10 protein-coding genes are annotated in these 11455 nt (G+C 48.1%); 5 read left to right on the top strand and 5 right to left on the bottom strand.

The features are described from left to right. On the top strand, positions 1-3461 hold a 3461-nt coding region (locus A1OO_RS10950), incomplete at its 5' end, for a beta strand repeat-containing protein (protein WP_017003045.1). Positions 3462-3550: 89 nt separating this feature from the next. Here A1OO_RS10950 and A1OO_RS10945 read toward each other — a convergent pair. Further along, positions 3551-4846 (bottom strand): permease, encoded by a 1296-nt coding sequence (locus tag A1OO_RS10945; protein WP_026023817.1) that lies wholly within the window; start codon positions 4844-4846, stop codon positions 3551-3553. Between the two features lie 153 nt (positions 4847-4999). Next, positions 5000-5248, bottom strand: a complete 249-nt coding sequence (locus A1OO_RS10940; RefSeq protein ID WP_016958148.1) for a hypothetical protein — start codon at positions 5246-5248, stop codon at positions 5000-5002. Between the two features lie 268 nt (positions 5249-5516). On the opposite strand from A1OO_RS10940, the gene A1OO_RS10935 reads away from it, so the two are divergent. Then, positions 5517-5819, top strand: coding sequence for a helix-turn-helix domain-containing protein (locus A1OO_RS10935; RefSeq protein ID WP_016958147.1), 303 nt, complete (start codon positions 5517-5519; stop codon positions 5817-5819). Positions 5820-5911: 92 nt separating this feature from the next. On the opposite strand, the gene fabV is transcribed toward A1OO_RS10935, so the two are convergent. The 3 genes from fabV to mobB all read right to left on the bottom strand — a co-directional run bounded on the left by fabV (position 5912) and on the right by mobB (position 8320). Further along, positions 5912-7105, bottom strand: a complete 1194-nt coding sequence (gene fabV, locus A1OO_RS10930; protein WP_016958146.1) for an enoyl-ACP reductase FabV — start codon at positions 7103-7105, stop codon at positions 5912-5914. 2 nt (positions 7106-7107) lie between these two features. After that, positions 7108-7563: a methylglyoxal synthase gene (locus A1OO_RS10925; RefSeq protein ID WP_016958145.1), complete on the bottom strand. Its 456-nt coding sequence runs from the start codon at positions 7561-7563 to the stop codon at positions 7108-7110. 184 nt (positions 7564-7747) lie between these two features. Further along, on the bottom strand, positions 7748-8320 hold the full coding sequence (gene mobB / locus A1OO_RS10920) for a molybdopterin-guanine dinucleotide biosynthesis protein B (protein WP_017003042.1): 573 nt from the start codon (positions 8318-8320) through the stop codon (positions 7748-7750). Positions 8321-8586: 266 nt separating this feature from the next. Here mobB and A1OO_RS10915 point away from each other — a divergent pair, with 266 nt between their 5' ends. From A1OO_RS10915 to A1OO_RS10905, 3 genes are all read left to right on the top strand, one after another. Further along, positions 8587-9087, top strand: a complete 501-nt coding sequence (locus A1OO_RS10915) for a hypothetical protein (protein ID WP_016958142.1) — start codon at positions 8587-8589, stop codon at positions 9085-9087. Positions 9088-9144: 57 nt separating this feature from the next. Continuing rightward, the gene (locus A1OO_RS10910) at positions 9145-10233 is read left to right on the top strand and encodes an endonuclease/exonuclease/phosphatase family protein (RefSeq protein ID WP_017003040.1); all 1089 of its coding nucleotides are present in this window, start codon (positions 9145-9147) and stop codon (positions 10231-10233) included. A 166-nt stretch (positions 10234-10399) separates the two neighbouring features. Further along, the gene (locus tag A1OO_RS10905; RefSeq protein ID WP_016958140.1) at positions 10400-11398 is read left to right on the top strand and encodes a BMP family lipoprotein; all 999 of its coding nucleotides are present in this window, start codon (positions 10400-10402) and stop codon (positions 11396-11398) included. Positions 11399-11455: the final 57 nt, after the last annotated feature.

Here is an 11455-nt window from a genome sequence, read left to right as displayed (position 1 = left end):
AGAGCTACATCATCAGTTTGACCGACGACAAGTCGGAGTTCACTGCGACGGCGATCACCGACACGGACGCAGGGGCAGACACCGTCTCTGAAAGTGCAGCAATCGGCGACAGCGTGGGGGTGACCTTCAACTCGGTCGATGGTGATGGCTCAGATAGCATCACGTTTACCCTAACTGATAATGCAGGGGGGCTGTTCACCATCGATCCCGACTCGGGCAAAGTGACGGTGGCAGGCGCGTTGGATTACGAAACAGCAACGAGCCATAACATCACGGTGCAAGCCACGTCGACTGATGGCAGTAGCACAACGCACACAATGACCATTAACCTAACGGATGATAAAAGCGAGTTCTCTGTTACGGCTATTACTGATTCGGATGCCACAAACAGTGAAATATCGGAGAACGCAGGGATTGGTTCAACCGTTGGGTTGACGTTAAATGCAACGGACAGTGATGCCACAGACACCGTCAGTTATTCATTAAGTAACAACGCAAGTGGCTTGTTTACGATTCACCCTACCAGCGGTGTTGTTACCGTTGCGGGGAACTTAGATTACGAAACAGCACAACAACACACCATTGTGGTTCAGGCGACGTCTACCGATGGCAGTGTTAGCAGCCAGTCTTATGTCATTGATGTGCTTAATGCCAATGCAGTAGATGGGGATACAGACGCGAGCGTCGGTAGCATCACTGACACGGATACCGATACGGATCAGGTTTCAGACGTTGCCAACATAGGTTCAACGGTTGGCATCGACCTTTCCGCTATTGATGCGGACGGTGACAACATTGTTTATTCATTAACGGATAATGCTGGTGGACTGTTTACGGTTGATCCATCAACGGGTGTCGTGACCGTCGCGGCAGACCTGAGTGCACTGACGGGTACGACCCAAACCGTCAGCGTACTCGCCACTTCAAGCGATGGCAGTAGCAGCACAAGAGATTTTGACATCAATGTTATCGATGGCGGAATTGGCGAACTCACCGACATTGACAACATGCAAAATCTCACAGGTGATGCCAGTAATGGATATGTGTACCTCAGAGCGCAAGCAGTTGATGGTGATGGTGACGCCGTCACTTATAGCTTGAGTGACAACCATGGCGGTGCGTTCAGTATTAACTCATCGACCGGGCAAGTGTCTGTGGCGAATCATAACTTGTTGAATGCGTCGACAGAGCCACAAGTCACGATTGAAGTGACTGCAACCTCAGCGGACGGCAGTTCAATCGCCAAAGAATATGTCATTGATGTCACCGCAGAAACGGATGGCTCGGGTATAGGCGCAGTCACTGATTCTAACGGAAGTTCCAATTCAGTGAGTGAAAGTGCGGCAAACGGAACTTCTGTCGGGTTAACGGCGTACGCTGATCCTGAAGGTATTGGAAGTTGGATTGATAGTACACAGGTTCGTTGGCATGGACATGGTGGCAGCCATGTCACTGGGATTCATGCCAATGGTATACCTTCTGGGGCGACCGTTACTTTTTATCTTGGAGGGACAGTGATATCGACCGTCGTGGCCACTGGCGGAACGGTTTATGCCACTGGCTCTAACTATAATCAACCTATATCGAATGGCACTGATGTGTGGGCGACGGTGACCTATGATGGCCAAACATCTAATGTATCCAGTGGCCTCCACTATCAAGATTCTTCGTCTAATTACCCCATTTCATTTTCGACGAATAAAGACTCAGTATCTTATTCGCTTATTGATGATCACAACGGCGCATTTCAGATAAATTCGACAAACGGCCAAGTGACAATCAGAGATAATTCTAAGCTGGATTTTGAAACCGACCCTTATCCTACTGTCACGGTGCGAGCGGTTGATTCGTCAGGGCATGTTTCAATCAATACGTTTGGTATTACGCTCACGGATGATTTCACGGCGGTGGCGGACACTTACACCGTGAGTGAAGAAAACACACTCACTGTTGATGCCTCTTCAGGTCTGCTTGCGAACGATACGGGAGACACCAACAATTCCATTGAAGTGGCGACCGATGCGTCAGGAACGGGGGCAGCAACAGTAAATGGTGCGACCACATTCGTGACAACCCTCGGCGGTTCGGTGACGGTGAATCCCGATGGTTCTTTCACCTACCAAGCGCCTTTGTTCGATCATACGGCGTCTGAAACGCAACAAGACAGCTTCTATTATCGCGTTGGTGATGGCGCTTGGACTCAAGTTGCTCTTGATGTTACCGATCAGAATGTCGACGCCATTGACGACAGCGATAGCGTTGGTGAATTGGGCTTAATTTACGGCAATGTGATTTCTGATACGGGTGGCGAAGATTCGGCAAGCTCCGACGCAAAAGTCACGTCAGTATTGTATGACGGTACCACCTATTTTGTGAGCGGCCCAACCACCATTGCTGCGGCGCTCGGTACATTGATCATTAACCCTGACGGAAGCTACAGTTTCCAGTCATCCGCCTCCGGTGGCGGTCCATTCACCAACGAGCAGTTTACCTATACGCTCGGTGATGACGACGGTGATTCTGACACTGCGGTACTTTCTATTACTCACGACGCCTCAATGACCGCCGTTGCAGATGTGGTGTCAGTCTATGAGTCTGGCCTAGTATATGGTTCAGAGTATGGCAATGAACTGCATTATCGCGTCGGTAACCTTCTTGATAACGATATGGGCCTGACTGGCGATGCAACATTAGATTCTGTTGAATGGAATGGGACGACCTACAATCCTGACGCAAATGGGTTGATCAACATAGAAACCGATCACGGTGTATTTTCTCTCTATACCGAAGATTTTGGCGTTCATCGAAGTGGTGAATATCAGTTTCTTCTCACCTCAGCCACTGACGGCCTGGATGAAACGGAAGTGTTTACCTACACAGTGTCAAACGCTGGTGAATCAGTGACGTCAACCGTCACGGTCAGTTTGATTGACGATCCGATTATTTCGTTTGCAGGGTTAGACATTGACGATAATTTCACGGGGACTTCCGCAGATGAAACTATTTTTGGTGGAGGTGGTGTAGATATTTTGGATGGCGGTTTAGGTGATGATTTGATGGTCGGTGGGCAAGGTGACGATACGCTCACAGGCGGTGGTGGATCCGATACGTTTAAGTTCCTTCATGCTGACATCGAAGGGCAATCGGGTGTGTCAGTTGACCATATTACTGATTTCGATTTGATGGCCGATGCCATCGACTTGTCTGATTTACTTCAAGATGAAAATGAAACTTCTTTGGATGCCTATTTATCGTTTGTGGATGACGGCGGCGGTAACGTGGTGATTAATGTTTCAAGTGAAGGTGATGGAAACATTGACCAGCAGATTGTTATCGACAACCTCAGTGTGTCTGACATGACATCTGCCTATTCATTGGACACTGTAGGTAAAACAGATGGCGAAGTGAGTAACATGATTTTGGATGCGATGCTGTTGCAATCACAACTCTACATCGACTAATACTGAAGTGATTCGCTGAATAAATAATTGAAGGTTTAACGGCGAGCGGCAAGCGCAAAAGTGCTTGCCGCTTTTTGCTGAATACTGTCTTACATGCTCATTCCCATGCCAGCGTTGGCTTTCTTTCCGACTTGGTAATACCAAATAGAAAGAGGAATAAAAATGAGGTTCATGATGGTGGTGAAATTCAGGCCGAAACCATCTTGGATCAGTGGTCTGAGTGTTTCACTCGATACCGCAACACCAAATCCAGAAAAGATCGCATCGATGCTCAAACCGGTAAATAAGATACCGACAAAGAGCAGCCCGACCATCCACTTGGTGGGGCGAGTGCCATAGTATTTTTGGTATACCCGCATCATGGGGATGGTCAGCACATCTGCCAAAATAAAGCCGATAACCCCACCGAACGAAATGCCGCCATGCCAAAGCGCCGCCGCCAACAGCAAATTACCGACTGAACAGACATACGCGATCATGGCGACGAAAATACCAATAATTACATCAAGGAAGGAATGCAGCCATGCTGGCATATTCACATCGCTGCTGATAAACAAAGCGCGCCAACCGTCAAGCGGCACAATGGCGATAAGCACTGAAGACACCACCACGCCAATCAGAATTTCTTTGCCAATCATGGCCAGATCCATATGAAAAAAGCCTGCCGTTTTACTGATTTTCGCCATGGTGGACGATAACGGGGCGTGGGACGGCATGGAATCCATGTCCATGTGCTTGTCCATGTGTTCATGACCTTCGTGCTTCATCGCTGGCATATCCATGCCGCAGTCGCTTTCTTCATGTTTGTCAGCAGGTTTAGCCATGTCCATGTGTTCATGACCTTCGTGCTTCATCGCTGACATATCCATGCCACAGCCACTCATGGTTGTTGTTGCTTCGCTGGATTTGGGTTTTTGGTCATCCTCTAATTTCTGACGAAGCTCGGCTTCAACATCTTTGGGGAAGAAGCGTTCAAACAAGAAAGCGACAGCCATAATCAGAATCGAACCACCGATGATTTCCCCCCAAAAGAATGTCCAACCGAGCAAGGCGACCAAGACAATAAACATTTCCACGATCAAATTGGTGCTCGACACCAGAAAAGCCATTGCATTGGCGATGGTGGACTTTTTAATCATCAAGGTGTGAGAAAGCGAAGCGGCGGCATAAGAGCAGGATGACGAGACGACACCGAGCAAGGTGGTGAAAGCGAGGCTTTTTGCGCTAGTGCTACCCAAGTGTTTGGCGACGGTTTCCACAGGAAGCCAATTGCGTATAAACGAAGAGAGCATCAACCCAAACGCCAACGGCCAGTAGATTTGCCATATCATGTTGAAGAACACATCAATGAAGTGAAAAATAACGTTGGAATGTTCGCCGCCCATCATTGCTTTCCCCGTCTATTAGCTAATTGGAATAAAGGGTAGTGGACGTCTTGATAACCACGTGTATCACAAAAGATTCTTTATCAACAAAAGCAACAGCCCGCCAAATGTGACGGGCTGTGTATCTAGTTTCTCACCTGTTTTGCTACAAGGTTATTCTTCGTCTTCTTCCGAGCCCATCACAATGGTGACAGGGCCATAGTAATGATGATGGTGGTGTGTGGTGCGGTGATGATGGTGTGTGCCTTTGTGGGTATCAACACCGCCGTGGAGGTGGTGCCCGTGGCTTGGCTCATGATCACGATATTCCATATGGTCTTTATTGTGCTTGTGCTCTACGTCGTCACCATAGGCATGTTCCATGGTTTCATGAGTGGACACTTTGGTTTTTTGTTGCGCCATGGCGGTTCTCCTTCGAAGAAATTCACCAAGAAGTCTGGCATGCCTCGGCGATTCTTGAAGGGTTAATCGCGTGTCAATGCTGAGACCAACACGCGGTATTCAATGAAGGGTGTACTGCGGCTTTCAAAGAGTGTGATATTGGTTCGGCGCTTAACAAGACGTTGTGCAGCGTGAAATGCGACACACTATTTGGTCAAAGATAGTGAAAACGGTTTATCTGCTGAGGTGAAGGTTTAGACTTGGCATTCATCGCCAAGGAGAAAACCATTTGAGCAAACCAAGTAAAACCAAAACCAGTTTTTATCGACGCTTATTGGTGTCGCATCTTATTGGTCAGGGTGTGAATACGGTTCCCGCCATCATCAAAGAAACAGGAATGCCAAGGCGTACCGCACAAGACACCATTGATGCCTTAGAAGAACTTGATATCAATGTGCAATTTGTCGGCGCAAACAAAAATGGCGGTTATGAAATTAACGATTGGGGCGCGGTCAACAAAGATTGGGTTGCTAAGAATGAAAGTAGAATCCGAGAAGCGTTAGATTACCCGCAGGCTGGCGAGTCGTCGTGATATACCTAAGCAATCTCGCAACGAAAAACGCGTTGCCAATTGAAGTTTAGCGACACGTTTTTCGTTGGTCGTTTTGGGTTGATAGGTAGGCGTTAAGGCACGAGTGTTTTTAATTGCTCGATATCGACAGGCTGGTCGTAATCAACGTTTGAAAAACCAAAACCATTAAGCTGCAAGAAGTCGGTGAGAACACCTTCGTAATCGGCAATCTGTGTGAAATTCTCCGGCGTCATTTGTGCAAGCAGAGTGTTAACCTCATCTTGCACATCTGGCTGAAGTTCCCAGTCATCCAGTCGGATCAGTCCTTCATCGTCTCTGTCTTGTTGACGGTTCCACTTGTTGTAGAACAACCGATCCATTTGCTCAATACAACCCTCTTGCAGGCCTTTGGCTTTCATCACTCGGTAAAGCGCCAGCAGGTAAGGGGTTAGCCCTGGGATAAACACACTGGCTTTGGTCACGAGCGCCTTGCACACCGCAATATCGGCTTGTCCATTAATGCCTGACAGCAGCGCATCGATGTCATGTCGGGTCTGATGAAGATGCGTTTTGGCTAAACCTAGCGTGCCTTTGTGGTAAATCGCATGCGTGTGTTCTGGGCCAATGTAAGAGTAGGCGACAGTGCGACAACCTTCCGCCAACAAATCGTTCTGACCGAGAAACTGCATCCAGCTTAGCCAGTCTTCACCGCCCATCACTTTCACGGTGTCATTGATCTCTTGCTCACTGGCGGGAGATAACGTGACGCTATTCAGACGGTTTTTCTCGAAATCTATGGCATAACCTTCGACAGCTTCGCCGATAGGTTTGATAGATGAGCGCCAAAACTCGCCCGTTTCGGGGTTAGGGCGTATGCCTGTTGCCAATGAGTACACAACCAGATCGACCTTCCCGCCGCATTGGGTGCGTATGGTGTCAGCCACCATTTGACGGGTTTGATCAGAAAAAGCATCGCCGACGATATTGGACGTGGTGCGGCCAGCTTTGATAGCAGCGTCTTTGACAAAAATATTGTTATACCAACCTGCACTGCCAATGCCTTTGTCTGACATGCCGCGCTCAAAGGACACGCCAATGGTTGAAGCGTTCGCGGGGCCAAAGGTCAGTGCAATGCGAGAAGCCAGCCCAAATCCAGAAGACGCACCTAAAATCAGTACGTTTCTGGGCATATCTGACGTTCGAGCTTGCTGCTGTGCCAGATAAATTTGCTTTTCTATGGCAGCTTTGCACCCAATGGGGTGGCAACTGCGGGCGATGACGCCCTGAATTTGAGGCTGGAGAATCATCGTTACAGTCTTTCCGCTAAATAGGCTTCGTAATCGGGTATATCGACCTGCACTTCTTCGCTCATCATTGGAGACGTGATCAAATAACGGGCGGTGGCACGATTAATGGCGACAGGAATGTTCCACACGGCCGCAATACGCAGTAACGCTTTCACATCCGGGTCGTGGGGCACTGAGCTGAGTGGGTCCCAAAAGAACACCAAAACGTCGATTTTCTTTTCGCAAATCATTGCACCCAATTGCTGATCACCGCCCATTGGGCCACTCATCAGTGATGTGATATTGAGGCCTGTTTCTCGGCTCAAAATCGTACCTGTGGTTCCCGTCGCGAAAAGTTGGTGGTGGGAGAGTGCATCTTTATTTTCTTCAACCCAGCGTAAAAGGTCGGTTTTGCGGTGATCATGTGCAACGAGTGCGATTTGTTTGCTTTTGCTGACCGTACGATTGGTTGATTTCATTTCTAACTTCTTATTCATTCTATGGACGAAGGCTTATTCTGGTGATTTTGGCTGGTTTGAGCGACACGATAATCATCATTTCCAGACATTGATCATTAAATATGGAACATCGTCGCGTTCAAACGGGGCTTTGTGATAACTCTCGTTGGGTTAATCGTCTTATTGTGCTAACCCAAGCTGTGTGCTACTTGGCGCAATATGGCAGATACTTTTCCGTGTCTGGTGCATGGCTTAACCAGAGTCGGATAAAAGATGCCACCTCATCGGCATTGTTGAGATCCAGCGAAGTCATGTTTCCATCAGTCAATGACGCTAGCGGTTTATCACATGCGACGGCAATGATGTTGCTGTCATGGCTAAACAGTGTCGGCTTGCCGTGCGCGGGTCGGTGTACCTCTACTTTGGTCAGTACCGCATCGCGGAAACCTTCAACCAGCACAATATCCAGTCGTGAGTGATCCAACTGGTTTAGACATTCTTGCAAAGAAGGTTCTCTGTCTAAATTGTCGTGATATTCAAAAAAAAGCATGTGACGTTTTGCCGTCGCGAGAAGTAATTGATCGCTACCTGCGTAACGAAGACGGTAACTGTCTTTACGTGGCGAGTCCGGCTCTATGTCATGATGACTATGTTTGACGAGTCCTACACGCAGGCCAACAGCATTAAGTTGCGGGATAACTGCTTCAAGTAAGGTTGTTTTTCCTGAGCCACTGAAGCCAGCAAAGCCAAGCACAGGGGTAGGTTGGTTGCATTGCATGATGTTAACGCCTACTTTCTAAAAAGTGATAAAGACAAAAATAAACATGATTACGTACTACATTATTACGTGCACAGTGACGTAGACACACTACAGTTAGCGATGGCATTCCTGCCGTTGCATATTAAAGCTAAATTTGAAGAGAGTCTGGTTGGCAGCATCACGTGACCAAGCGCAGGGTAAGATAAGGATGTACCCGTTGTGCTGTCGCAGCCAAATAGCCTTCTCTAACTATCGAAAACACTAAATTATCACGGAGCGATAATATGTGGGTTACCCTCGATTTTGAAGCATCTGGCCTTACAGAAGCTTCATACCCGATAGAAGTTGGTTACAGCTTGCCCGATGGCGCTGGCGTTAGCCTACTTATCAACCCAGCGTCTTCTCCTGAATCATGGCAGTATTGGGATGATCATGCGGAAATTGAAATACATGGCGTTAGCCGTGAGTATTTGAAAATAAATGGCTTATCCGTGTTTGATGTCTGTACCCATTTGAACAACACCTTGTGTTATTTCGACGATGTATTGTGTGATAGCCAATGGGACTTGTTCTGGCTTGGGAGATTGTATAAAGCCGCGCACATGCGGCCAACGTTTACTTTGACGGAGGTGGGGCACTGGCTTCACCGTCATGATGGTATCGACAGGCAGGATTTTTTGAGTGCGTTGGCATCGCTTGGGCCTGCTCCACATCGGGCAGAAGCGGATGCGAAACACATTCGAGAAGCCTTATCGATGGTGCTTAATCGTCAAAGCTGTTCGTAAGTCACTCTGAGTGCGTTACCCTTTGCTATCTGATTGTGTAGTGAATATTGAAATCAAATGGTAACGCCTCAAACCACACTTCGATTTGCGACGTTTAATGTCGCGATGTCTGCTGATCAACCTGATCAGGTATTCAGTTCGCTAAGAAACGCCGACAGTGAGCGATTCAATCGTATTGCTGCCATCATTCAACATTGCCAACCTGATGTGTTGCTTCTGTGCGAGTTCGATCATCACGGTGAAGGGGGTGATGATGGCATGCTGGCGTATTTTCAGTCCCATTACTTAAATCAATCGCAATATGGGCAATGCCCCATCACGTATCCCTTTCAGTACCTTCCTCCTACCAATACAGGGTTACCGCTGTTTGACGGTGAAGAGGTTTCTTCCGCGCCTGAACGTGCGCATGGCTTTGGGCGACACCATGGGCAATATGGTTTCATCCTGCTGAGCAAGTATCCGTTGGACATCGATAATGCGCGCAGTTGGCAATCGTTTCTTTGGCAGAGCATGCCCAATACCCGTATGCCACGACATTACTTCGATCATGCCGTGGAACAAAGGCTACGTTTGTCATCCAAAAATCATGTCGCGATCCCAGTGTTCGTCGGTGAACATACCGTGCATGTTGTGGCGTGTCATCCCACGCCACCTGTCTTCGACGGTGCAGAAAAGCGAAACCTCAAACGCAATGCTGATGAAATTCGCTTATTGCACGATATCCTGAAAAATGAATCCTATTTGGTTGATGATAAGGGCTTAGTAGGCGGTTTGGCCAAAGGCTCATCATTTGTGGTGATGGGGGATTTGAATGCCGATCCGAAAAACGGTGAGGGTGACAAAGCGGTGATTGCCCAATTGATCGGTGATACGCGTATTCAGCCTTTTCCTATCCCTCAAAGTGGCGGAGCGGCGCACTTTGTGCGTGGGCGTCATGTACGAAACAAAAACCAAGCCACTCATCAGCGCGGCTTGCGTTTGGACTACGTGTTGCCATCGAAGGATTTGCAAGTAAAAGAAACGGGGGTGTTCTGGCCTGCGCCAGATGACCAGCTATTGACACTTTTATTGGATGACGTTGGCAAATTTCGTGCTTCTGCGACATCAGATCACCGTTTGGTTTGGGCTGATATTTGCCTGAGTTAGAGAGTGTTGTGCTAGCACCTGGTGAGTTTTTTGCCGAAAACTAAGGCGGTGTGTGAAAGCGTTCAAGATTTCATCGTTTTGCTGACGATAACGTTCCGTCCATTGTAACTTAAATGTTAACGTGGTCGAGAAACTATGGATTTCTTCAATGAATGGAGTAGCAAGGATGAAAACGATCACCTCACTGGCAGCAGCAATAACCCTTGGTCTGATGTCAGCATCGGCGTCAGCCGATGCGTTTAAGCCTTCTGTGATTTTTGACATGGGTGGTAAGTTCGATAAATCGTTCAACCAAGCCGCCTACACCGGTGCAGAAGCATTTAAAGCGGAAACAGGTGTTAGCTACGGTGAGTTTGAAATCACTAATGAAGCCCAGCGTGAACAAGCGATGCTGCGCATGGCGCAACGTGGCTTTAGCCCAATCGTAGCGGTTGGCTTTCAACAAGCTCCGATCGTAGAAAAAGTGGCGAAGCAATTCCCTAAAACCCAATTTGTCATCATCGATGCTGTGGTTGATCTCCCCAACGTGCGTTCTGTTGTGTTTAAAGAACACGAAGGCTCATTCCTTGTTGGCGCACTGGCGGTGATGAAAAGTGAAAGCGACAAAGTCGGTTTCATTGGCGGTATGGATATCCCGCTGATCCGTAAATTTGCTTGTGGTTATGAGCAAGGCGCGAAATTCCAAGCGGCTGACGCGGACGTTGTTCAGAACATGACGGGCTCAACGCCTGCGGCTTGGAATAACCCTACCAAGGGCGCAGAGCTTGCAAAATCTCAGTTTGATAAAGGCGTTGATGTCGTTTATGCCGCAGCAGGTGGTACCGGTGTTGGTGTGTATCAAGCCGCTGTTGATGAAGGTAAATACGCTGTCGGCGTTGATTCCAACCAAAACTATCTGCACCCAGGTGTGATGCTGACCTCTATGGTTAAGCGTGTTGATGTCGCGGTTCAAGATGCGTTCAACGATGCGCAAAACGGTGAATTCACCCCTGGTTTGCAAGCACTTGGCTTGAAAGAAGGCGGTGTTGACTGGTCATTGGATGAGTACAACAAAGATCTGGTCACGCCTGAAATGGAAGCGCGTGTTAAGCAGATCCGCGACGATATCATTGCTGGCAAGATCGTGGTCCACGATTACTTCAGCACAGATTCTTGCGAGTATTAATTTAGCGACCTCATTCGCCCCTTGATTTGGCTTATGCCTATCAGGGGGCGTTTTGTA

It is taken from the genome of Enterovibrio norvegicus FF-33, assembly GCF_000286835.2.
In the GTDB taxonomy this organism is placed as follows: Bacteria; Pseudomonadota; Gammaproteobacteria; order Enterobacterales; family Vibrionaceae; genus Enterovibrio; species Enterovibrio norvegicus_A.
Note: the sequence above shows the minus strand (reverse complement) of the source record. Positions and strands in the feature narration are given on the sequence as shown.

Coding starts and splice junctions, on each gene's coding strand:
- A1OO_RS10945 (WP_026023817.1), bottom strand. CDS start 4,846: ATGGGCGGCGAACATTCCAACGTTATTTTTCACTTCATTGATGTGTTC.
- A1OO_RS10940 (WP_016958148.1), bottom strand. CDS start 5,248: ATGGCGCAACAAAAAACCAAAGTGTCCACTCATGAAACCATGGAACAT.
- fabV (WP_016958146.1), bottom strand. CDS start 7,105: ATGATTCTCCAGCCTCAAATTCAGGGCGTCATCGCCCGCAGTTGCCAC.
- A1OO_RS10925 (WP_016958145.1), bottom strand. CDS start 7,563: ATGAAATCAACCAATCGTACGGTCAGCAAAAGCAAACAAATCGCACTC.
- mobB (WP_017003042.1), bottom strand. CDS start 8,320: ATGCAATGCAACCAACCTACCCCTGTGCTTGGCTTTGCTGGCTTCAGT.
- A1OO_RS10915 (WP_016958142.1), top strand. CDS start 8,587: ATGTGGGTTACCCTCGATTTTGAAGCATCTGGCCTTACAGAAGCTTCA.
- A1OO_RS10910 (WP_017003040.1), top strand. CDS start 9,145: ATGGTAACGCCTCAAACCACACTTCGATTTGCGACGTTTAATGTCGCG.
- A1OO_RS10905 (WP_016958140.1), top strand. CDS start 10,400: ATGAAAACGATCACCTCACTGGCAGCAGCAATAACCCTTGGTCTGATG.